General features: G+C 73.0%; 15 protein-coding genes and 1 riboswitch. Of the genes, 10 read left to right on the plus strand and 5 right to left on the minus strand.

Features of this window, described 5'->3' with window-relative positions; translation table 11 throughout:
- Nucleotides 1-6: 6 nt before the first annotated feature.
- Nucleotides 7-969, minus strand: coding sequence for a hypothetical protein (locus tag ACV7NM_RS19255; protein WP_463411423.1), 963 nt, complete (start codon nt 967-969; stop codon nt 7-9).
- A gap of 140 nt (nt 970-1,109) precedes the next feature.
- Nucleotides 1,110-2,780 carry an MFS transporter gene (locus tag ACV7NM_RS19260; protein WP_463411424.1) on the minus strand — a complete coding sequence of 557 codons (1,671 nt, stop codon included), beginning with the start codon at nt 2,778-2,780 and terminating at the stop codon, nt 1,110-1,112.
- A gap of 336 nt (nt 2,781-3,116) precedes the next feature.
- On the opposite strand from ACV7NM_RS19260, the gene ACV7NM_RS19265 reads away from it, so the two are divergent.
- Together ACV7NM_RS19265 and ACV7NM_RS19270 are read left to right on the plus strand one after the other, a co-directional pair.
- Nucleotides 3,117-3,893 (plus strand): ABC transporter ATP-binding protein, encoded by a 777-nt coding sequence (locus ACV7NM_RS19265; protein ID WP_463411425.1) that lies wholly within the window; start codon nt 3,117-3,119, stop codon nt 3,891-3,893.
- A complete protein-coding gene (locus ACV7NM_RS19270; protein WP_463411426.1) occupies nt 3,890-6,466 on the plus strand; it encodes an ABC transporter permease in 2,577 nt (858 codons plus the stop codon). The genes ACV7NM_RS19265 and ACV7NM_RS19270 overlap by 4 nt, the downstream gene beginning before the upstream one ends.
- Nucleotides 6,467-6,586: 120 nt before the next feature.
- Here the strand turns inward: ACV7NM_RS19270 and ACV7NM_RS19275 are convergent, their stop codons facing one another.
- Complete coding sequence (locus ACV7NM_RS19275) at nt 6,587-8,074, minus strand: DUF2079 domain-containing protein (protein WP_463411427.1); 1,488 nt, start codon at nt 8,072-8,074, stop codon at nt 6,587-6,589.
- A 153-nt stretch (nt 8,075-8,227) separates the two neighbouring features.
- On the opposite strand from ACV7NM_RS19275, the gene mfd reads away from it, so the two are divergent.
- The 3 genes from mfd to ACV7NM_RS19290 all read left to right on the plus strand — a co-directional run bounded on the left by mfd (nt 8,228) and on the right by ACV7NM_RS19290 (nt 14,052).
- Nucleotides 8,228-11,761 (plus strand): transcription-repair coupling factor, encoded by a 3,534-nt coding sequence (mfd, locus tag ACV7NM_RS19280; RefSeq protein WP_463411428.1) that lies wholly within the window; start codon nt 8,228-8,230, stop codon nt 11,759-11,761.
- 165 nt (nt 11,762-11,926) lie between these two features.
- Nucleotides 11,927-12,553, plus strand: coding sequence for a hypothetical protein (locus tag ACV7NM_RS19285; RefSeq protein ID WP_463411429.1), 627 nt, complete (start codon nt 11,927-11,929; stop codon nt 12,551-12,553).
- Entirely contained in the window at nt 12,550-14,052 is a 1,503-nt protein-coding gene (locus ACV7NM_RS19290) for a protein kinase domain-containing protein (RefSeq protein ID WP_463411430.1), read from the plus strand. Before ACV7NM_RS19285 ends, ACV7NM_RS19290 begins: the two co-directional genes overlap by 4 nt.
- Nucleotides 14,053-14,068: 16 nt before the next feature.
- Here ACV7NM_RS19290 and ACV7NM_RS19295 read toward each other — a convergent pair whose 3' ends face one another.
- Nucleotides 14,069-16,438, minus strand: a complete 2,370-nt coding sequence (locus tag ACV7NM_RS19295) for a YfhO family protein (protein ID WP_463411431.1) — start codon at nt 16,436-16,438, stop codon at nt 14,069-14,071.
- A 195-nt stretch (nt 16,439-16,633) separates the two neighbouring features.
- Here ACV7NM_RS19295 and ACV7NM_RS19300 point away from each other — a divergent pair, with 195 nt between their 5' ends.
- A complete protein-coding gene (locus ACV7NM_RS19300; RefSeq protein ID WP_463411432.1) occupies nt 16,634-17,257 on the plus strand; it encodes a SurA N-terminal domain-containing protein in 624 nt (207 codons plus the stop codon).
- A gap of 60 nt (nt 17,258-17,317) precedes the next feature.
- Nucleotides 17,318-18,334 carry a nucleoside triphosphate pyrophosphohydrolase gene (locus ACV7NM_RS19305; protein ID WP_463411433.1) on the plus strand — a complete coding sequence of 339 codons (1,017 nt, stop codon included), beginning with the start codon at nt 17,318-17,320 and terminating at the stop codon, nt 18,332-18,334.
- 74 nt (nt 18,335-18,408) lie between these two features.
- On the opposite strand, the gene ACV7NM_RS19310 is transcribed toward ACV7NM_RS19305, so the two are convergent.
- Nucleotides 18,409-19,617 (minus strand): globin domain-containing protein, encoded by a 1,209-nt coding sequence (locus tag ACV7NM_RS19310; RefSeq protein ID WP_463411434.1) that lies wholly within the window; start codon nt 19,615-19,617, stop codon nt 18,409-18,411.
- 130 nt (nt 19,618-19,747) lie between these two features.
- Between ACV7NM_RS19310 and ACV7NM_RS19315 the strand changes: the two genes are divergently transcribed.
- The 3 genes from ACV7NM_RS19315 to ACV7NM_RS19325 all read left to right on the plus strand — a co-directional run bounded on the left by ACV7NM_RS19315 (nt 19,748) and on the right by ACV7NM_RS19325 (nt 23,369).
- On the plus strand, nt 19,748-21,022 hold the full coding sequence (locus ACV7NM_RS19315; protein ID WP_463411435.1) for a cytochrome P450 family protein: 1,275 nt from the start codon (nt 19,748-19,750) through the stop codon (nt 21,020-21,022).
- Nucleotides 21,023-21,136: 114 nt separating this feature from the next.
- Nucleotides 21,137-22,195, plus strand: a complete 1,059-nt coding sequence (locus ACV7NM_RS19320; protein ID WP_463411436.1) for a transglycosylase family protein — start codon at nt 21,137-21,139, stop codon at nt 22,193-22,195.
- Nucleotides 22,196-22,471: 276 nt separating this feature from the next.
- A riboswitch (cyclic di-AMP (ydaO/yuaA leader) is annotated at nt 22,472-22,643 on the plus strand.
- Nucleotides 22,644-22,646: 3 nt separating this feature from the next.
- Nucleotides 22,647-23,369 (plus strand): transglycosylase family protein, encoded by a 723-nt coding sequence (locus ACV7NM_RS19325; RefSeq protein ID WP_463411437.1) that lies wholly within the window; start codon nt 22,647-22,649, stop codon nt 23,367-23,369.
- Nucleotides 23,370-23,404 lie beyond the last annotated feature (35 nt).

Here is a 23,404-nt window from a genome sequence, read left to right on the forward strand (position 1 = left end):
CGCCGGCTACCGCTGCGCGGAGTCCCTCACCGGAGCCGGTGCCGGGGCCGCGGGCAGGGCCGGTGTCGGCACCGCGGCCGGGGCCGGTGTCGGGGCGGGAGTCGGGGCCGGGGCGGGGGCAGTGGCCGGCGTACGGGCCGGGACCGTCGGGGACGATGGGGCGGCGGTGACGAGGTACGGGTCGCTGCGCAGGCCGCGGGCGGTGACCACCACCGGGAACGGGGTGGCCGGGAGGACGGGGACGGAGGCGGTGAGGCTGCCCGTCAGGGGGTCGAAGGCGGCGGGGACCACGGTGTCGGCCACCGTCACGCGGGCCTGGTCGAAGCCGCCGCCCTCGATGACGAGGGCGCCGTCCGCGAGGGTGACGTGAGTGATCACCGGATTGGCGCGGGTGGCCAGCTTGTTGACCAGGTACGCGCCCGCCGGCGCCCCGGTCAGGGCCCAGATCTCCCCGGGCAGGCGCGGCAGCCCGCCGCCGACGTCGGTGAGGAAGAAGAGGACGACGTAGAGCATCGTGACCGCGCTCAGCGCCACGTACTGGAGGTCGACCAGGTCCGTACGGCCGCTGTCGTTCGCGATCAGTTCCCGCAGCGGCCGGCGGCCCGTGGTCGAGGGCTTGGGGGCCGGTTTGGCGAGGCTGCCGTTCTCGACGCGGATGCCGACGACCGTCTTCGCGCCGATCAGCGCCAGGTAGGGGCCGCCCAGCAGCGGCAGGTAGACCGAGTCGAGGTTGGACAGCGGGCCGTGTTCGCCCTGGAACCAGCCGATGCCGCCCCCGGCCGTCAGCCCGTAGGCGAGGCAGGTGAGCAGCAGCCAGATCAGGATGACGGTCCAGGCCAGGGCGAGGGTGGTGGAGGTGGAGAGCCGGCCGTCGCGGCCGGTGATGAAGCCGGGGTGGTGGTAGAGCCGCAGGGCGGTCGGGCCGGCCAGGACGGCGAGTAAGGCCAGGGCGAGCAGAGCGGAAGTCATGGGTCCCCCGTGTGGTGTTCCAGGGGCGGCGATCCGCCCCTGGAAGAGATACCCGCCCGCCCGGAGCATGACAACTCGCGTGGACTACTCCCGGCCCGGCCCGGTGGGCGGGGTGCGGCGTGGCGGTACGGGGCCGGGGGCTACTCCTGACCCGGCAGGACGGGGAACCTGCGCGGCGCCACCGTCAGCAGGATCAGCAGCGCGGCCACGGCGGCCAACGCCGCACCGAGGAAGATGTGGTGCACGGCGGCGTCCACGGCGGCCCGCAGATGGTCGGCGGCGGCCCGGGGGAGGAGTTCCGGCCGGTCCAGTGCCTTCGACACGCCGTCCAGGTGGTCCGGCAGTCCGGGAACGGGGGCGTGCGTCAGCCGGGCGGCGATGGTGGCGTTGGCGACGGCCCCCATGAGGGCCGCTCCCACGCTCTGGCCGACCTGCCGGGAGAACAGGACGGATGCCGTCGTCGTACCCCTTTCCGACCAGACCACCGTGGACTGGACCCCGGCGATCAGTGGGAGTTGGAACAGCCCGAGGGCGGCGCCGAGCAGCAGCATGATCGTCGCCGCCTGCCAGGGCCGTGCCGGGTAGGGGAGCAGGGTGAAGGAGAACAGCACCAGGGCGGCCAACCCGACCCCGGTGGCGGCGGTGTCGCGGAAACCGATGCGCCGGTAGACGTGCTGCGCCAGGGAGGCGGTGATGGGCCAGGTCAGGGTCATGGCGGAGGCGACCAGCCCGGCGTTGACCGCGCCGAGGCCGAGCACGGCCTGGGCGTAGGTCGGCATGAACACCTGCGGGGCGGCCATGAGCAGGCCGAGGGCGGCCATGGCGAGGTTGACCGCCGCTATGGTGCGCCGGCGCCACACCCAGCCGGGCAGGATCGGTTCCTCCGCCCGGCGTTCCACCCGGACGACCAGGGCGGCCAACAGGGCGCCGGTGGCCAGCAGCCCGAGGGAGGGCGCGGAGAGCCAGGGCCAGGCGACGCCGCCTTGGACCAGGGCGAAGAGCAGCACCCCGCCGCAGGCGAACACGCCCAGTGCGCCCGCCCAGTCGACGCGCCCCCGGCGCCCCGGTGACCTCAGGGGTTCGGTGAGATGGCGGACGATGATGACCAGCGCGGCGAGGGCGAGCGGCAGGTTGAGCAGGAAGACCCAGCGCCAGTCCGCGTAGGTGGTGATGACCCCGCCGACCGCAGGGCCGCCGACGGCGGAGGTCGCCCACACGACGGTCATCCGGGATTGGATGCGGGGCCGGTCCTTGAGGGGGTAGAGGTCGGCGGCCAAGGTCTGGACCGTGCCCTGGAGGGCGCCGCCGCCGAGCCCTTGGAGGATGCGGAAGGCGATGAGGGCGGCCATGTTCCAGGCGGCGGCGCACAGCAGCGAGCCGAGCAGGAACAGGCTTATGCCGATGAGCAGGACGGGCTTGCGGCCGTAGGTGTCGGAGAGCTTCCCGTAGACGGGCAGGGTGACCGTGCCGGCGAGCACGTAGCCGGCGAAGATCCAGGAGAAGACGGAGAAGCCGCCGAGGTCGCCGACGATCTGGGGGACGGCGGTGGAGACGATGGCGCCGTCGAGGGCGACGAGGCCCATGGTCAGCATCAGCGCGGCGACGACGACGGGCTTCGGACGACCGGGTGGCGCCCCGGCCGCCTCCGCCCCGCTCGACCCCGCCGCGTTCGTCGTCGCCGCGTTGGACCCCGCCTCGGCCGCCTCCGCCCCCGTCTTCCCCGGCCCGACCTTCCCCGAGTTGGCTGAAACGTTTCGTCTACCCCGGTTCCGCGCACCCTTCCCAGGGCGGCTCCCCGCTCTCTCCCCCATGGCCACCGAAGTCCCCTCCACCGTGCCCGCGTGTGCGGGGAACACCTTCTCACCGCAGGCGCGGCCGGCGGTATCCCCGAGGCCCGCCGTCCCGAAAGGTGGAGACCCGTAGGGGTTCCTCCACACAAAGGGCGAGGGGCCTTTCGTCCTGGCGGAGGAGGTGGCGGGGTCCGGCGGGTCCTTAACTGGTTCATATGAGCGGGCCCGTCCGGGGGTGGGGGTAACCCCCGGACGGACACGGCCACGGGCACCAGTGCGCCGCGCACCCCCGCTCAACAGACTTCGAGCGGCGATACGCGCCGACCACCGACGAGGGGAAGCACCGTGACAACGGCCATGACCGAAACCAGGCAGGGGGGCACTGGGGGGCATTCCGCCGTCGCGGCCCGGGCGCGCGAGGTCGTCAAGGCGTACGGCTCGGGGGAGACCCGGGTCGTCGCCCTCGACCGGGTCGACGTGGACATCCACCGCGGCCGGTTCACCGCGATCATGGGCCCCTCCGGCTCCGGCAAGTCCACCCTGATGCACTGCCTGGCCGGTCTGGACACCGTCACGAGCGGCCACATCCACCTGGACGACACCGAGATCACCGGCCTGAAGGACAAGAAGCTCACCCAACTGCGCCGTGACAAGATCGGCTTCATCTTCCAGGCGTTCAACCTGCTGCCGACGCTGAACGCCCTGGAGAACATCACGCTCCCCATGGACATCGCCGGCCGCAAGCCAGACGCCCAGTGGCTGGCCCGGGTGGTGGAGACCGTGGGCCTCGCGGGCCGGCTGAAGCACCGTCCGACCGAGCTGTCCGGCGGCCAGCAGCAGCGCGTGGCGGTCGCCCGCGCCCTCGCCTCCCGGCCGCAGATCATCTTCGGCGACGAGCCCACCGGAAACCTCGACTCCCGCGCCGGGGCCGAAGTCCTGGGCTTCCTGCGACAGTCGGTGGACGAACTGGGCCAGACCATCGTGATGGTCACCCACGACCCGGTCGCCGCGTCCTACGCGGACCGCGTCATCTTCCTCGCCGACGGCCGGATCGTCGACGAGATGGCGAACCCGAGCGCCGACCAGGTCCTCGACCGCATGAAGGACTTCGACGCACGCGGGCGGACCTCGTGACCGTCATGAAGACCGCGCGGCGCAACTTCGTCGCGCACAAGGGGCGCATGGCCCTCTCCGCCGTCGCCGTACTGCTCTCCGTCGCCTTCGTCTGCGGCACGCTGGTGTTCACGGACACCATGAACGCCACCTTCGACAAGCTGTTCGCGGTCACCAGCTCCGACGTCACGGTGAGCCCGAAGGAGGTCGACGCGCAGCGGGCGCCCGGCGACAGCGGCAAGCCCGAGGTGCTCGCCGGCGCGGTCGTCGAGCGGATCTCGAAGATCGAGGGCGTCAAGGCCGCCGAGGGCGGGGTGATCTCCTCGTCGGTCACCGTCGTCGACTCCCACAACGAGAACCTCGGTTCCGACGGCGGCGCCCCCACCCTCGCGGGCAGTTGGACCGAGAACGAACTCAAGTCCATGAAGATCACCTCGGGTCACGCCCCGCGCGGCCCGACCGAGGTCATGATCGACGCCGACACCGTCAAGAAGCACCACCTCGCGCTCGGGGACGACGTCCGCACGATCGCCGTCACCGGGGACAACCGGGCCAAGATCGTCGGCATCGCGTCCTTCACCGTGACCAACCCCGGCGCCACCGTCGTCTACCTCGACACCGCCACCGCCCAGCGACTGCTGCTCGGCGCCCCGGGCGGCTTCACGCACGTCAACGTCACCGCCAAGGACGGGGTCGGCGACGACCAGCTCAAGCAGAACATCGCGAAGGCCGTGGGCGCGGACACCTACAAGCTGCAGACCGCGAAGGAAGCCGCGGACGCCAACCGCAAGAGCGTCGGTTCGTTCCTCGACGTGATGAAGTACGCGATGCTCGGCTTCGCCCTGATCGCCTTCCTCGTCGGCATCTTCCTGATCTTCAACACGTTCTCGATGCTGGTCGCCCAGCGCACCCGCGAGATCGGCCTGATGCGTGCCATCGGCGCCGACCGCAAGCAGATCAACCGCTCCGTCCTCGTCGAGGCGTTCCTGCTCGGCGTCGTCGGCTCGCTCCTCGGCGTCGGCGCGGGCGTGGGCCTGGCCGTCGGCCTGATGAAGCTGATGGGCCAGATGGGCATGGACCTGTCCACCGACGATCTGACCGTCGCCTGGACCACGCCCGCCGTCGGCCTGTTCCTCGGCATCCTCGTCACCGTCGTCTCCGCCTACATACCCGGCCGCCGCGCCGGGAAGGTCTCGCCGATGGCCGCGCTTCGCGAGTCCGGCACCCCCGGCGACAAGCGGGCCGGTCGCGTCCGGGCCGGCTTCGGCCTGATCCTGACGGCGCTCGGCGGCGCCGCGCTCTACCTGGCCTCGGCCGCCGACAAGGCCACCCAGGGCTCGCTGTGGCTGGGGCTCGGCGTCGCCTTGACCCTCATCGGGTTCATCGTGATCGGCCCCTTCCTCGCCGGGATCGTCGTACGGGTGCTGTCCGCGCCGGTGCTGCGGCCCTTCGGCTCCGTCGGCCGGCTCGCGGAGCGCAACGCGCTGCGCAACCCGCGCCGCACCGGCGCCACCGCCGCCGCGCTGATGATCGGTCTGGCGCTGGTCGCCTGCCTGTCGGTGGTCGGCTCCTCGATGGTCGCCTCCGCCACCGCCGAGCTCGACAAGTCGGTCGGCGCGGACTACATCGTCAACTCCCCCTCCGGCCAGCCCGTCGTGCCGCAGGCCGAACAGGCGCTGCGGGCCGCCGCGAACCTGGACCACGTCACCGCGTACCGCGAGGTCCCGGTGAAGATCACCGCCCCCGACGGCTCCGGTGTCGACGACGTCCTGGGCGCCCAGGACCCCACGTACGCCAAGGACATCCGGCGCACGATGACGGCCGGGGAGCACGCGGCCGCGTACGGGCCGAACGCCATGTCGGTCGGCTCCCTCTACGCCGCCGAGCACCACCTGAAGCTCGGTGACGAGCTGACGGTCGCCTTCAACGGCGGCAAGACGGCCAAGCTGAGGATCGCGGCGATCACCAGCGACGAGGGCAACCTCGACAAGGGGATGAAGTACATCAGCACCGCCGTCGCCGAGGCGAACCTCCCGGCCGACCGGCTGCCGCGCCCCTTCATGCTGCTGGCCACCGCCAAGTCCGGGCAGGCGGACGCCGCGTACGACGGGGTCAAGGCCGCGCTGGCGCAGTACCCGCAGTACAAGGTGCTCAACCAGGCCGACTACAAGCAGGTCCTGCGCGACCAGGTCGGCCAGCTGCTGAACATCGTCTACGGGCTGCTCGCCCTCGCGATCATCGTCGCGGTGCTGGGTGTCGTGAACACGCTGGCGCTGTCGGTGGTCGAACGGACCCGGGAGATCGGCCTGATGCGCGCCATCGGTCTCTCCCGGCGCCAACTGCGCCGCATGATCCGTCTGGAGTCGGTGGTCATCGCCCTGTTCGGCGCGCTCCTCGGGCTGGGCCTGGGCATGGGCTGGGGCGCGACGGCGCAGCGGCTGCTGGCCCTGGAGGGCTTGAAGGTGCTGGAGATCCCGTGGCCGACGATCCTCGGGGTGTTCGCCGGCTCGGCCCTGGTGGGCCTGTTCGCCGCGCTGGTCCCGGCCTTCCGGGCGGGGCGGATGAACGTACTGAACGCGATCGCCACCGACTAGTCGGGCGGCGGTTCTCATGAACGCGATCGTCACCGACCAGTCGGGCGGCGGTCGTAACGGGGGTATACCGGCCCCGGTCCTGCCCGTGGGGGCGGGGCCGGGGCCGGTGTCGTGCCCGGGTCACAGCCGCTGGAGGACGGTGATCCCGCCGGCCTCGCCGAGCACCCCGAACCGCGCGCCGGGATGCAGGCGCACGGCGTAGGCGACCGGGTCGTCGCCGGGCCGGCCGGAGGAGGTGTCCAAGGCGACGAAGGCCGGGAGCACGCCCTTGGCGGAGCCGATCCAGTACACCCGGCAGCGCGAGGTGAGCCGGGACAGCGGCGGGATGTCGGCCTCCACGCTCACCCCGTCGGGGATGCGGGCGAGGAGCCGGTCGGCCTCGGTGACCCGGGCGGGCGTGGTGTAGGTGGACGCGTGCCCCAGCCGCTCCAGGGGGAGGGTCGTGGCACTGAGGGCGAGGGCGGCGGCGAGGACGGCGCCGGGCAGCTGGAGGGCGTAGGCGCGCAGCCACGGCCGGGCGGAACGTCCGCAGGTGTCGAGGGCATCGACCAGGGCGAGGGCGGCGATCGGCATGAGGACGGCGCTGTAGTGCCAGTCGGTGGACCAGTAGTGGTCGTCGCCGGACAGGAACCGCCAGCCCAGGGTGGGCAGCGCCACCAGCAGCAGCGGGGAGCGCACGGCCAACAGACCGGTGGTGGGGATCAGCACCCAGGCGAGCGTGTCGAGTTTGGTGGCGAGCCCGGCGGTCGGCGAGGCGCCCCCGACCTTCTCCCAGTAGGCGTAACCGTCACCGAAGGCCGGTATCACCACGGTGAACAGCAGGGCGGCCACCAGCACGGCCGAGGCCGCGGTCGCGACGGCGGCCAGGGCGGCCCGCCGGTCGGTGCGCCGGGCCTGTCGGGCGATGAGCAGGGCCAAGACGGCGAGGGTGAGACCGAGGTCCTCCTTGACGAGCAGCAGCGGCAGCCCCCACAGCAGCGCGGCGCGCGGACGCCGGGCGAGCAGCGCCTCCAGTGCGAAGGCGAGCAGCGGGACGGCGAAGCAGATCTCGTGGAACTCGAAGTCGACGGCCCGCTGGATGCCCCAGCCGAGCCCGTACGCGGCGCCCAGCGTCAGGCCCCGGGCCCGCCCGAGCAGGCGGGTCGCGGCGCGGGTGACGGGGACCGAGGAGACGGCGAACAGGGCGGCCTGCGCGAGGAGCAGCGTGGCGGGGCCGGGGAACAGTCGGTAGAAGGGCGCGAGGAGGGCGATGACGGGGCTGAAGTGGTCGCCGAGGATGTCGGCGCCGGGCCCCTTGAGGTCGACGACGGGCGCCTGGAGGTGCGCGTACGCCCTGACCGCCTGCTCGAAGATGCCCAGGTCCCAGGAGAGGGCCTCCATCCGCCGGTTCCGGGAGAGGGAGAGCACGGCGTAGGCGACGAACAGCAGGGCGGCCGGTGCGTACGGCTCCGCCCGGCGCAGGCGCCGGCCCGCCGCGCCCCGGTGGGCGGCGGCGGGCCCGGCTATGGCGTCAGTCGTCACGCGGTGGTGCTCCCTCTGCCGGTCGGGTGAGGGGGTGAACCCTTGCGGCGGGGCGACTCGGCACGCTCGGTCGGTAGGTCCGGACATCGTAGAGCGGTGGGGACGGGGCTCGGCCGCCCGGGGCCCGGGGCGGCAATCCCTCGCGCAGGTGTCGGCCCCGCGTCGTACGCTGGGAGCCCCCGGCCCGTTCACGTGTCGGGCCCTTCGCGTTGCCCCTTCACCGGACGGAAAACCTCCTTCATGAGCCTGCACGGACTGCTCGACGCCGTCACCCGGGACCCCGCGCTCGCCGAGGCGGTCGCCGCGGCCGGGGACGGCAACCGGATGCACGTCGACCTGGTGGGGCCGCCCGCCGCGCGGCCCTTCGTGATCGCGGCGCTGGCCCGGCGCACGGAGCGGACCGTCCTCGCGGTGACCGCCACCGGGCGCGAGGCGGAGGACCTGGCGGCCGCGCTGCGGTCCTTCCTGCCGCCCGACGAGGTGGCGGAGTACCCCTCCTGGGAGACGCTGCCGCACGAGCGGCTCTCGCCGCGCAGCGACACCGTGGGCCGCCGGCTGGCGGTGCTGCGCCGGCTCACCCACCCCAGCAAGGACGACCCGGCGGCGGGTCCGGTCAGTGTCGTCGTCGCACCGATCCGCTCGGTGCTCCAGCCGCAGGTCAAGGGGCTGGGCGAGCTGGTCCCGGTGAGCCTGCGGCAGGGGGAGAGCGTCGATCTGGGGCAGGTCACCGAGGCACTGGCGGCCGCCGCGTACGCGCGGGTCGAGCTGGTGGAGAAGCGCGGCGAGTTCGCGGTGCGCGGCGGCATCCTCGATGTGTTCCCGCCCACCGAGGAGCACCCGCTGCGCGTGGAGTTCTGGGGCGACGAGGTCGAGGAGATCCGCTACTTCAAGGTCGCCGACCAGCGGTCCCTGGAGATCGCCGAGCACGGTCTGTGGGCGCCGCCGTGCCGGGAGCTGCTGCTGACCGACCAGGTGCGAGAGCGGGCGGCGGCACTGGCCGAGGAGCACCCCGAGCTCGGCGAACTGCTGCACAAGATCGCGGAGGGCATCGCCGTCGAGGGCATGGAGTCCCTCGCGCCCGTCCTCGTCGACGACATGGAACTGCTGATCGACGTCCTGCCGGCCGGGTCCATGGCGGTGGTCTGCGACCCCGAGCGGGTCCGGACGCGGGCCGCCGACCTGGTGGCGACCTCGCAGGAGTTCCTGCTGGCGTCCTGGGCGGCCACCGCCGGCGGCGGCGCGGCGCCCATCGACGTCGGCGCGGCCTCGCTGCGCGGCATCGCGGACGTCCGCGACCGGGCCCGTGAGATCGGCATGATGTGGTGGTCGGTGTCCCCGTTCGCCGCCGACGACACCGACCTGAGCGCCGACACCCTGGGGCTCGGCATGCACGCCCCCGAGGCGTACCGCGGCGACACCGCGCGCGCCCTCGCCGACACCAAGGCCTGGATCGCCGACGGCTGGTACACCGTCTACCTGACCGAGGGCCACGGCCCGGCCGCCCGCACCGTCGAGGTGCTCGGCGGCGAGGGCATCGCGGCCCGTCTGGAGGCGGACCTGCGCACCCTGGAGCCGTCGCTCGTGCACGTGTCGTGCGCCTCCCTCGACCAGGGCTTCGTCGACCCGGCCCGCAAGATCGCCGTCCTGACCGAGACCGACCTGACGGGCCAGCGCACCGCCAGCAAGGACCTGGGCCGGATGCCGACCCGGCGCCGCAAGACCATCGACCCCCTCACGCTGGAGACCGGCGACTACATCGTGCACGAACAGCACGGCGTCGGCCGCTACATCGAGATGGTGCAGCGCACCGTCCAGGGCGCCACCCGCGAGTACCTCCTCGTCGAGTACGCGCCCGCCAAGCGCGGCCAGCCCGGTGACCGGCTGTACATCCCCACCGACCAGCTGGAGCAGGTCACCAAGTACGTCGGCGGCGAGGCCCCGACGCTGCACCGGCTCGGTGGCGCGGACTGGACGAAGACGAAGGCGCGAGCGAAGAAGGCCGTCAAGGAGATCGCCGCCGACCTGATCAAGCTCTACAGCGCGCGGATGGCCGCCCCCGGCCACACCTTCGGCCCGGACACGCCCTGGCAGCGGGAGCTGGAGGACGCCTTCCCGTACGCCGAGACCCCCGACCAGCTCACCACCATCGCCGAGGTCAAGGAGGACATGGAGAAGTCCGTCCCCATGGACCGCCTGGTGTGCGGCGACGTCGGCTACGGCAAGACCGAGATCGCCGTGAGAGCGGCGTTCAAGGCGGTCCAGGACGGCAAGCAGGTCGCCGTCCTCGTCCCCACCACGCTCCTGGTGCAGCAGCACTTCGGTACCTTCTCCGAGCGCTACAGCCAGTTCCCCGTCAACGTGCGGGCCCTTTCGCGCTTCCAGTCCGACACCGAGTCCAAGGCCACCCTGGAGGGGCTGCGCGAGGGCTCGGTGGACGTGGTCATCGGCACGCACCGGCTGTTCTCGCAGGAGACGAAGTTCAAGGACCTGGGCCTGGTCATCGTCGACGAGGAGCAGCGCTTCGGCGTCGAGCACAAGGAGCAGCTGAAGAAGCTGCGCGCCAACGTCGACGTGCTGACCATGTCCGCGACGCCGATCCCGCGCACCCTGGAGATGGCGGTGACCGGCATCCGCGAGATGTCGACGATCACCACCCCGCCGGAGGAGCGGCACCCGGTGCTGACCTTCGTCGGCCCGTACGAGGAGAAGCAGATCGGCGCGGCCATCCGGCGCGAGCTGCTGCGCGAGGGCCAGTGCTTCTACATCCACAACCGGGTCGAGTCCATCGACCGGGCCGCCGCGAAGCTGCGGGAGATCGTGCCCGAGGCGCGGATCGCGACGGCGCACGGCCAGATGTCCGAGCAGGCCTTGGAGCAGGTGGTGGTGGACTTCTGGGAGAAGAAGTTCGACGTGCTCGTCTCCACCACGATCGTCGAGTCGGGCATCGACATCTCCAACGCCAACACCCTCATCGTGGAGCGCGGAGACAACTTCGGCCTGTCGCAGTTGCACCAGTTGCGCGGTCGCGTCGGCCGCAGCCGTGAGCGCGGGTACGCGTACTTCCTCTACCCGCCGGAGAAGCCGCTGACCGAGACCGCGCACGAGCGGCTCGCGACGATCGCCCAGCACACCGAGATGGGCGCCGGCATGTACGTGGCGATGAAGGACCTGGAGATCCGCGGCGCGGGCAACCTGCTGGGCGGTGAGCAGTCCGGCCACATCGCGGGCGTCGGCTTCGACCTCTACATCCGCATGGTCGGCGAGGCCGTGGCCGACTACCGGGCCGCGGTGGAGGGCGCCGTGGAGGAGGAGCCGCCGCTGGAGGTGAAGATCGAGCTGCCGGTCGACGCGCACGTGCCGCACGACTACGCGCCCGGCGAGCGGCTGCGCCTTCAGGCGTACCGGTCCATCGCGTCGGCGAACTCCGAGGCCGACATCAAGGCCGTACGGGAGGAGCTGACCGACCGCTACGGAAAGCTGCCCGAGCCGGTGGAGAACCTGCTGCTGGTGGCGGGGCTGCGGATGTTGGCCCGGGCCTGCGGGGTCGGCGACATCACCCTCCAGGGCAACAACGTCCGCTTCGGGCCGGTGGAGTTGCGCGAATCGCAGGAGCTGCGCCTCAAGCGGCTCTACCCGGGGGCGGTGCTCAAGCCCGCCACCTCGCAGGTGCTGATCCCGCGGCCGAAGACCGCGAAGGTGGGCGGGAAGCCGCTCGTCGGGCGGGAACTGCTCGGGTGGACGGGCGAATTCCTCACCACCATCCTCGGCTCGTAACACGCGTGACAGGGGACGCGCTGCGGCCGGAACGCCCTGTTCCGGCCGCTTCGCCGGGGATCGTGCGGCGACCGTACAACGGTTGGGCACATCCCCTCACCATGGCCGGAAACGCTGTATACGCTCATACCCGCAACCCTTCCGCACGGCCCGTCAGGAGCACCGATGCACGCCCCCGGCATCCCGCCGCAGCATCAACACCAGCCCCGTAACGAGGGCGTGGTGGCGCTGCGCGTGCTGTTCGCGCTGCTGCCGGTCCTCAGCTGCGGCTTCCTGGCCTGGGGCTCGATGCTGCGGCTCGCGATCGTGACCCGCGCCGCCCGTGACTGGACGCTGCTCGCGCTCAGCTGCGTGCTCTCCGTCGCGTGGATCGCGCTGATCGGCGCGGACCCGACCCCGGACACCAGCGGCTGGCAGGGCAACGCGGGCGCCGGCGGCACCCTCCTCACCGGCTTCGCCACCTGCGTCTACTTCCTCGTCGCCGACATCCGCCACCACGAGAAGCGGGCGCTCGCGCCCGCCGCGCACTGGTACGCGGCCCAGACCCCGCCCTACCCGGGCCCGCAGCAGGCCACGCCGGCCTACGGCTACCCGCCCGCGCAGTCGCCCGTCCAGACGCCCCCGCCCCCGCACGTTCCGCCGCAGCCCACCCCGCCGCCGCGCATCGGGCAGGTCCGCGCCGAGCTCGACGAGCTCAGCGAGCTGCTGCGCAAGCAGACCCCGCACCCGCCGCGCCCCGGCGGCCCCTACCAGGACCCGAACCCGACCGCCGTCCAGGACCCCCAGCAGTGACCGACCGGCTGATCGGCGAGCGCTACCAGCTCGCCTCCATCCTCGGCCAGGGCGGCATGGGCCAGGTGTGGACCGCCTACGACCGGCGCCTGGACCGCCGCGTCGCCGTCAAGCTGCTGCGCCCCGACAAGGTCGCCGGCCCCGGCACCGTCGCCGAGGAGCTGCGCCGCCGCTTCGTGCGCGAATGCCGGGTGACGGCGCAGGTCGACCACCCCGGCCTGGTCACGGTGCACGACGCCGGTGACGACGGAGACGAACTCTTCCTGGTGATGGGGCACGTCGAGGGCTCCAACCTGGCCGACCACCTCGTCGAGCACAGCCCGTACCCGTGGCAGTGGGCCGTCGCGGTGGCCGCGCAGCTGTGCGCCGTGTTGTCGGCGGTGCACGCGGTGCCGATCGTGCACCGCGACCTGAAGCCCCGCAACGTGATGGTCCGCCCGGACGGCACCGTGCTGGTGCTGGACCTCGGCGTCGCCTCCGTGATGGACACCGACACCACCCGCCTCACCAGCACCGGCACGCCCATCGGCAGCCCCGCCTACATGGCCCCCGAGCAGGCCATGGGCGGCGCGGTGGGCCCGTACACCGACCTGTACGCGCTCGGCGTGCTCCTGTACGAACTCCTCAGCGGCAACGTCCCCTTCGCCGGGTCGACCGCGCTGGGCGTCCTGCACCGGCACCTGTACGAGCCCCCCGCCCCGGTGCGCCGCACCCGGCCGGAGATCCCGCACGCGTTGGAGGCCGTACTCCTGCACCTGCTGGCCAAGGACCCGCAGGACCGGCCCGACTCCGCGCAGGCGGTCTACGAGGCCCTCGCGCCGCTGCTGCCCCGCCAGGGCGGTGCCCCCGCCGGGCCGCTCGACCCGACCCGGCCCTTCCTGCGCCCCCAGGCCCCCTGGCCCGACCGTGCCACCGCTCCCCAGCCCCCGCCGCAACCCCCGGCCGCGCCCCGGCCCGACATCCCGGGAGCGGTGGACGAGGCGCGCGAGCTGCTGGACCAGGGGCGGCTCACCCAGGCCGTGGACATCCTCGGCGGCATCCTCCCGGCGGCGGCAGCCGAGCACGGGGAGCACTCACCGGTGGTCCGATCGCTGCGCAAGCAGTACGCGGCCACCCTGATGGACGACGGCCAGTACCGCCGCGCCCTGCCCGAACTGCGCCGGCTCGCCGAGGAGTTCCCCGCCGGGGACGCCCAGTCGCTGCGGTTCCGCTACGACGCGGCGCAGTGCCTCGAACAGCTCGGGGAGCCAGCGGCGGCCCTCGCCGAGTACCGCTCCCTGCTCCCCCTGTTCGAGAACCACTACGCGAACCCCGACCCGGGACTTCCGCTGGAGGTCCGGCGCCGAATAGCGCACCTGCTGCTGTCCATGGGCGACCGGGCGTCGGCCCACGACACCCTGGTCCGCCTCCTGTTCGACGCGGACCGCCTCCACGGGCCGAACCACCCCCTCCCGTCGGAGATCCGCCGCACCCTCCAGTGGCTCGGCCAGGTCCGCTGAGTCACCGTCCGCCGAGTCACCCCCGGCGGCGCCGCCGGACCCGTACCGCCACCGCGGGCACGACTGCCACCAGCAGTGCCGCCACCGCCAAGGCCGCGCCCGGCAAGAGCCCCGGGGGCCGGAACGCGCAGCTCACCGTGGTGCGGCCGTCCAGCGGGACGGCGACGAGCCCCAGGCGCGCCCCGGCCGGACGCCCGTCGCAGGTCCAGCCGGCGATGGCGGGCGCGGCGAGGACGGCGGTGCCGGTGGCGCCGGGACGGAACGTGGCGTCCACCCCGGACGCGCCGACCCGCACCCGCACCGGCGCGGAGGCGCGCAGCGCCGCCACCGCCGTGTCCAGGCGGGCCCGGTCCAGGCAGGACAGCAGCCACCGCGCGGGCGCCGGGCCGTCGAAGACCAGGGTCGAGGCGGCGCCCCGGGAGGGGCCCATCGGCTGGAGGGCGGCCCGGTTGCGCGGGGGAGTGGAGTTGAAGCGGAACGCGGGCCCGTCCGCGAGGCGGGCGGTCGCGTTGTACCGCGGCGCCCAAAGGAAGGCCTCCGTGCCCGCCCGGCACACCCCGGGGGCGACGGGATCCTCGTAGACCCGGGCGCCCAGCAGGAGCTCCTGGTTGGCGAAGGGCGACTCCCCGTAGGACGGCGGGGGCCCCGGTGGGCGGAGCGTGACCAGCGGAAGGGCTTCGGCGCGCGTGAGCGTGCCGTCGGGCCGCAGTCGGGCGCCGACCGCGAAGAGGGCGTCCGTCACCGGGTTGTCGAGGCTCTGGACGTTGCGGCCCCGCGAGGTCCAGCCGGCGCCCAGGGCGACCATCGTGCGGGTGAACACGGCCGGGGTGTGGCTGCTGTAGTAGGCGCCGCCCTCCCCGCCCAGCAGCAGGGGATCGTTGCCCGTCAGGGCGGGCCTGCCCGGGTCGGTCCGGTAGGCGGGCCAGCCGTCGGCGCCGGCCAGCGCGTCGGCGCGGGCCGTGTGGGCGGGCCCCCAGGAGGGGTAGTCGTCCAGGCCGCGCAGGGTGCCCTGGTGTCCGTACGCGATCGTCGCCGCGGCCTGCGCCACCAGGACCAGCGCCAGCGCGGAGGCAGCCCACACCGACGCCGCCGGCCACGCGGGCCGCCTCCCACGGCCGAGCACCCCCCAGGCGGCCACCGCCAGGGCGGCCCCGGCGCCGTACAGGGCGTACCCCCAGCCCGTCGCGAGCCCGCTCGCGGCCGCCCCGAGCGCGACGACGGCCAGCACCCCAGCCCCCGCGGCCAGGGCCGAGAGGCGGGGCGGGCCCGCCGCCAGCGCCGTCCAGGCGGCGATCACCACGATCCCGGCGAGGACGAAGGTCTGCCGGTACGGGCTGCCGTTCGGCGTCGCGAAGACGTGCCAGACCAGATGGGTCGGCGCCCACTGGAGCGACAGCAGCACGGCCACCACCAGGCCCGCCCACCACAACCGGACCCGCGGTGACAGCGCCCGGTGGAACGGCAGCGCCGCCACCAGGAGCAGTGTCCCCGTCCCGACGAACAGCGCCGGGGAGGAGAAGGAGTAGGTGGCGGGCAGCAGCCGCGCCAACAGATCGGGCGTCGGTACGGGCCGGAACTGCTTGGACCAGCCCGGGTAGGCCTGCTTCGAACTCAGGAGCACCGGCAGCAGCACCGGCGCGGACAGGGCCACCCCCAACACGGTCGTCCCGGCGGCCCGCCCGCCCACCCGCAGCCGTTCGCGCACACCGTCCCGGGTCAACACCACCCGTACCAGCAGCACCAGCGCGGCGCCGAGCGTCGCCATGTAGGCGGTGTAGAAGTTGGCCGTCCAGCAGAGCGCCGCCACCGCCACCGCCGCCACCGGCCGCCGCCCGCGCAGCGCCCACTCACCCGTCAGACACAGGAGCGGGAACGCGATCAGGCCGTCCAACCACATCGGGTTGTAGGACGCCTCGATCACCGACCAGCCGCACAGCGCGTACGAGGCGCCCAGCAGCCCCGCCGCCCACCACGGCCCGGGCCGCTGCGTGCGCAGCAGCCAGGCCGTCGCCGCGCCCGCCGCCGCCGTCTTCAGCACGGTGACGACGTACACCGCCAGATCGATGTCCGTGCGCGGGAAGAGCGCCACCAGCACGGCGAACGGGCTGCTCAGGTAGGTCCCGTAGTCGGGCAGGAAGCTCGTTCCGTACCCGGACTGCCAGTTGAGCAGCAACCCGCCCTCGGCGCGGCCGTGCAGCAGGTCCCACAGGTGCGCGTGGAAGGGCACGAACTGGTTGCCGAGGTCGTTGACGCTGCGGTGGCGGTGCCCGTACGGGAACACCCGCGCGACGGCGTCCCCCGCGCACACGGCCGTCGTCGTCAGCAGGGCGGCGAACGCGGCACCCAGGAGCGAGGTGCGGCGCCGGGAGCGGTGCGGTGTCGACATGGTGGGCCGACCCTGACAGCGGCACCGGTCCGCGGGATGACCGCGGGATGGCGGTGGCGCGAACACGCGCCGCACCCCGACACCCCGGTAATCGTTGGTCGAACCGGTGGCTCGGAACCCCCCGACTGCATACCATCGATCACCGCACGGCCTTCTTGTGCATTGCCGCACAATCTCCCGGCCCTGGAGGCTCCTTTGCACCGTCGCACAGCGCTCTCCGTCTCCGCCGCCCTGCTCGCGGCGGCCCCCCTGCTGTCCGCTTGCGCCGGCGGGGCACATCCCGGCACGGCGGCCGTCGTCGGCGGCGAACGGATCACCACCTCAGCGCTTCAGGCCCAGGTGAACGACGTCCGCAGCGCGCAGAACCGTTCCGAGCAGGGCGCCCAACTGATCGAGGCGACGCCCCGCCTGGACCGGTCCAAGCTGAACCGGATGATCCAGACCGCCGTCCTGGAACGCGCCGCGAAGGACGCCGGGATCACCGTGACGACGCGGGAGATCGAAGACGTCCGCAAGGCCCAGCTCCAGCAGGCGGGCACCCCCGCGGCACTGGAGACGGCGGCCCTCCAGCAGGCCCAGCTGGCGCCGGCCCAGATGGACGCGGACACCCGCTTCAAGCTGCTGCGCGACAAGCTGTTCGAGCACTACGGCAACCAGGACAAGGCGCTGGAGAAGCTCGGCGCGGCCGCGAACGCCCTGCACGTCCAGGTGAACCCGCGCTACGGCCGCTGGGACGCGCGGCAGATCCTGCTCGGCGACGAGACGACCCCGTGGATCAACCGGCAGACCCGGCCCGAGCAGGCCCCGGCCGGGGCCTGAGCCGTACGCGGGCACGCCCCGCCGGGGCCCCGGTCGTACGGACGGAGGTAGGTTCGGAGGGTGACTGAGCACGCGCCGCCCTCCGAGCCCACCGGCCGCATCGTCCTGCTGACCACCAGCCACCGGGTCGCCCCCGGCCTGCTGTCCTGGTCCGCGTGGCAGACCTTGCGGGCCGCCGACCGGGTGCTGTGCGCCGACCCCGGCCACCCGCAGCTGCCGTACCTGCGCGAGGCGGGCGTGGAGGTGGCGCACGAGAGCCCCGACGCCCACAGCCTCGTCGAGGCGTGCGCCGGCGGCCACACCGTCGTGGTCCTGCCGACCGGCGAGGGCGACCGGCGGCTCACCGACGGGCTGGCCCGCCTGGCCGGCTCCGGCCGCCTCGCCATGCCCGACCTGGAGTTGCTGCCCGGCTCCTACGACCTGCCCGGCGCCCGCCTCCTCGACCTGGTCCAGGTGATGGACCGGGTGCGCCGCGAATGCCCCTGGACCTCGCGGCAGACCCACGAGGGGCTGGTGAAGTACGCGCTGGAGGAGGCGTACGAGCTGGTCGAGGCGATCGAGACGGGTGACCGGGAGGAACTGCGCGAGGAACTGGGCGACGTGCTGCTCCAGGTCGTCTTCCACGCGCGGATCGCGCAGGAGGGCGGCCCCGAAGAGGACGACGAGCCGTTCTCCATCGACGACGTGGCCGGGGACCTGGTCGAGAAGCTGATCCGGCGGCACCCCCACGTCTTCGGAGACGAGGCGGCCGAGACGCCCGAGGACGTCAGCGCGCACTGGCAGCGCACCAAGGCGGTGGAGAAGCAGCGGGAGTCGGTCACCGACGGCATCCCGCCGTCCCAGCCCGCTCTCGCGCTCGCGGCCAAGTTGGCGGGCCGCGCCCGGGCGGGCGCGCCGGACGTGGAACTGCCCCGCGGTGAGGGGGTCGGGTACGAACTGCTCGAACTGGCCGCGCGCGCCGAGGCGGAGGGCATCGATCCCGAGACGGCGCTGCGCGCGGCGGCCCGCGCCTACCGGGCGGCGATCCGCGCGGCGGAGGGCCTCGGGGAGCAGCGGGGCGCGGCGGCGGCGGAGTAGGGAAGCAGGGAAAAAGGGGAGCGGGGATGTAGGGGAGTACGGGAGTAGGGGAGCGGAGAAGAAAGGGAGCGGGGTCAGGGCCGGCGGGGCGCGCGGGCCGCCGGGTCGAACCAGTGCGGTGACGGGCGGCCGAGGAACCATTCGCCGAAGCCGAGGGGCCGCCCGTTCGGGCCGTTCCCGCCGCCGGTCCCGACGGCGGGCACGGTGTCGTGGAAGACGTGCCCGGGGTGCGCGCCCAGCCGCTCCAGGAGGCGGGCCGTCGACTCGATGAACGGCGCCGGCCCGCTGAGGTAGACGTCCTGCTCCCACCACAGCCCGCGGTGCCCGAGCGCGGTCGCGAGCCGGTCGGTGGCCTCGATGCGGTGCTGCCCGGGGGCCGGGGTGATGTAGGTGACGGCGAGCCACCCGAAGGCGTCGGCGTACGCGTCGATGAACGGGCGGTCGTAGAGGTGCGCCGCGTCCCGCGCGACCACGAAGAGCCGTACGTCCCGATCCGGCGGGTGCTGCGCGAGCTCCTCCAGCAGGGCCCGGACCGGTGCCCAGCCGGTGCCGGCGGCGATGAGGGTGACGGGGCGGCCGTCACGGCGCAGCGTCAGAGCGCCGCCGGGCGCCCCGAGGCGCAGCGTCTCGCCCGGGTCGGCGGCGCCGACCAGGACGGTGCTGAGCCGGCCCCCCTCGATCCGGCTCACGTGCAGGTCGACCGTCCCATCGGGGCGGGGCGCGTTGCCCAGCGAGTACGTGCGCCAGGTCGCCGGGGCGCGGTCGCTGCTCACGCTCACGTACTGGCCCGGCCGGTAGCCCAGGGGGGCGTGCGGATGCAAGGTCAGCACGGCGACGTCCCGCCCGTACCGCAGGTGGCGCACGATCCGAGCGTCCCACCAGGGCGGGTCCTCGCTCTGCGCGGCCGCGGCGGTCATCACGCCGGCGATCACCCGGTACGCCTCGGCCCAAGCCCGCGCCACGGCCGGGGTCCACGCCTCGCCGGCGGCCTCGGCCAGCGCGGCGAGGAGACTGGCGCCGACGGCCTCATACTGCTCGGGGCCGGCCAGGAACTTGCGGTGGTCCCGTCCGAGGTCGCGGAGATAGGGGAGGAGCGACTCGCTCTCCAGATGCGCGACGACGTGGGCGAGGGCGGCGAACAGCCGGTCGCGCTGCCGCTCCATCTCCTCCCGGGAGGCGGGGAAGAGGGCGCGGATCTCGGGGTGGTGCCAAAAGAGGTGGGAGTAGAAGAACCTGGCCGCGTGCTCGGCGCGTCTCTCCACCACGGCGAAGCTGCTCTTCAAGATCCTTACGTCCACAGCACCGAAGTAGGAACGGCGAACGCGGGCCGGGTCAAGGGTTGGCGTATCTACGGCCAGCCCCGACGAACCGCTCATAGCGGATGGCGGTCGGCGGTCGGGATACGGTCGGCGGGTGCACGAGCCGACTCCCGCAGCCCCCGAAGACCCCGCCTCCCCCCAGGGACCCACCCTGTTCGACTGGGAGTTCGCCACCGATCCGTACCCGGCGTACGCCTGGCTGCGCGAGCACGCGCCCGTGCACCGGACCAAGCTGCCCAGCGGGGTCGAGGCCTGGCTCGTGACCCGGTACGCCGACGCCCGCCAGGCCCTCGCCGACCAGCGGCTCAGCAAGAACCCGGCGCACCACGCGGAGCCCGCGCACGCCAAGGGCAAGACGGGCATCCCGGGCGAGCGCAAGGCCGAGCTGATGACGCACCTGCTGAACATCGACCCGCCGGACCACACCCGGCTGCGGCGGCTGGTGTCGAAGGCCTTCACCCCGCGCAGGGTCGCGGCGTTCACCCCGAGGGTGCAGGAACTGACCGACCACCTCATCGAGCGGTTCGAGAGCAGGGGTGAGGCGGACCTCATCCACGAGTTCGCCTTCCCGCTCCCCATCTACGCCATCTGCGAGATGCTCGGCGTCCCCCGCGAGGACCAGGACGACTTCCGGGACTGGGCCGGGATGATGATCCGCCACGGCGGTGGGCCGCGCGGCGGTGTGGCCCGCTCGGTCAAGCAGATGCGGACGTACCTCGGTGAACTCATCCACCGCAAAAGGGACGATCTGGGCGATGACCTGATCTCGGACCTGATCCGTGCCAGTGACCACGGCGACCACCTGACGGAGGCCGAGGCCACGGCCATGGCTTTCATCCTGCTTTTCGCCGGTTTCGAGACCACGGTCAATCTGATCGGGAACGGGCTGCACGCCCTGTTCATGAACCCCGGTCAGCGCGAGTGCCTACAGGCCTCACTGGCCGCCGGGGAGAGCGCCCTGCTGGCCACGGGCGTCGAGGAACTCCTGCGCTACGACGGCCCGGTGGAGTTGGCGACCTGGCGCTTCGCCACCGAGTCGTTCGTCCTGGGCGGGCAGGAGATCGCCGTGGGGGACCCGGTCCTCGTGGTCCTCGCGGCGGCGGACCGGGACCCCGAGCGGTTCGCGGAACCGGACACCCTGGACCTCTCCCGAAGTGACAATCAGCACCTCGGGTACGGCCACGGCATCCACTACTGCCTCGGTGCCCCGCTCGCCCGGCTCGAAGGTCAGACCGCGCTCGCGAGTTTGCTGATGCGTCTGCCAGATCTGGAACTGGCCGTTCCACCTGCGGACCTGCGGTGGCGCGGCGGACTGATCATGCGTGGCCTGCGCACGCTTCCGGTCCGCTTCACACCCCGAAACACGTGAGGGCGCGACCGGGCACGAGCTGACCCGAAGTCAGTTACCGGTCGAACTTGTGACATGCGTTCGAAGGGGGCTAGGTTCTGCCGTTACCCCGCCGTTATGCGAAAGGTGCACTACATGCGTTCCGGGAACGGCCGCCACAGACGCCCCCGCCAGGTACCCGCCCTTGTCGTCACCGCCGGAGTCACGGGCTCCGCGTTGGCGCTCCCGCTGCTCGCGGCCACCAACGCCTCGGCCGCCGACACGTCCACGTGGGACAGCGTCGCCGAGTGCGAGAGCGGCGGTACCTGGAGCGCCGACTTCGGCAGCGGGGCCTACGGCGGACTCCAGTTCACCCAGGAGCAGTGGAACAACGCGGGCGGCCTGGAGTACGCGAAGCGCCCCGACCTCGCCAGCCGGTCGCAGCAGATAGCCGTCGGCGAGCGGGTCCTGGCCTCGCAGGGCCCCCAGGCCTGGCCGCTGTGCGCCGCGTCGTCCGGGCTGGTCAAAGACGGCCCCGCCGCCGACGTGGACCCGGGCGCGCTGGGCACCCCCCGGAAGGTCGCCCCCAGCCCCTCCCGCCCCGACGCCGCCGTTCCGGACGCCGACCCGGGCGACCCCGCCACAGACTTCGGCGCGCCCACCCCGACCCCCGGTGCCCCGAGCCCGTCCGCCACGGCGCCGTTCACGCTGCCCATCGCGCCGCTCGCGCCCAACAGCGGACTGCCCGTCATGCCCGACCCGGACCTGCCGACGACGCCGACACAGCCCGGCGACCCGGCCACCACCGCCCCGGTGACCCCGACGTCGCCGACGACCCCGGCCACGCCGACGACGCCGACCACCCCCGGCGCCCCCACGACCCCGGCCACGCCGTCCCCGTCCGGGACGCCCACGACGCCGGCCGCGCCGACCACCGGGACGCCGTCCGCGCCTTCGAACGCGCCCACCACGGACTCCGCGACGGAGGGCGGCGGCAAGCACCGCGGTCCGGCGGCGGTCGAGACGCCCGCGACGCCTGACGTGGCGTCGGAGCCCACGTACACGGTGAAGGCGGGCGACAGCCTGACCGCCATCGCGAACGCCCAGGGGCTCAAGGGGGGCTGGAACGCGCTCTACCAGGCCAACGAGCAGGTCATCGGCAACGACGCCGACCTCATCAAGCCCGGTCAGAATCTGGATCTAACCAAGAAATAACGGGCACTTCGGGCAGCCGTAAAGAGCTGAATGCCCGTTATCCGCAAGTGAGACATGCGTCTCTTCCGGTCAACTGGCGTGTCTCGTACCGAAGCTCCCGCAAACCCCGCCCTCACCTGCGAAAACGCCCCTAAGCGGAACGCAAGCAGGTCGATTTCTCCCCGATGTCCCTCGTTGAACATCGGGGAGAGACCTGTCTACCTTCTGAATCGCTCGTCACCGCGAGCCTCTTCGACCGCATCGCCGAATCCTGCCGGCGGACGGAGAGAACAGTCGTCGCGTCAAGCGCCGAAGGCAGGAGCGGGGGAACCAAGGTAGGTGCCGGGAAAGGCCGTTGAGAGACGGTCACACAACCGGCTAGGGGTTAAGCCGCGCGCTGGTCGCGCGGCCGGGCAACTCACTCGCCCGAACCCGACAGCTCACCTCGCAGGCGTCGGTGAGGAGAAACTCCATGCTGCTTTCCGGCAAGGGCAAGCACCGCCGCGCCACGGCCATCGAGCGGACCACCCGCATCGTCACGCTCGCCGGTGTCGCCGGCGTCGCCGTCGCCGCGCCCCTCATGGCCGCCGGCTCCGCGAGCGCCGCGTCCGCCTCCGAGTGGGACCACGTCGCGGCGTGCGAGTCCGGCGGCAACTGGGCCATCAACACCGGCAACGGTTACTACGGCGGCCTGCAGTTCTCGTCCTCCACCTGGGCCGCCTACGGCGGCAAGGCGTACGCCTCCCAGGCGAACCAGGCCTCCAAGTCCCAGCAGATAGCCGTCGCCGAGAAGGTCCTCAAGAGCCAGGGCAAGGGCGCGTGGCCGTCCTGTGGCGTGGGCCTGTCGAACTCCTCGTACAGCGGTGGCGGCTCGGCCCCGGCCGCCAAGCCCGCCCCGAAGGCGGAGACCAAGACGAAGGAAGCCGCCCCGGCGCCGAAGACGGCGACCAAGCGCGCCGAGGCCCCGGTCACCCGCTCCGAGCGCTCCACCGAGGCCGTCCCCAAGACCTCCCCGAAGACCGAGGCCCCCAAGACGGGCAACGGTTCGTACGAGGTCAAGGAGGGCGACACGCTGGGCACCATCGCCCAGGTGAACGGCGTCAAGGGCGGCTGGGAGAAGCTCTTCGAGCTGAACAAGGACATCGTCCCCGACGCCGACCTGATCTTCCCGGGCCAGAAGCTGAAGCTCAGCTGAACCATCGGGTAACCCCCGAGTCCGACCACCGCCCG

This window comes from Streptomyces sp. Tek67B01, from assembly GCF_055231995.1.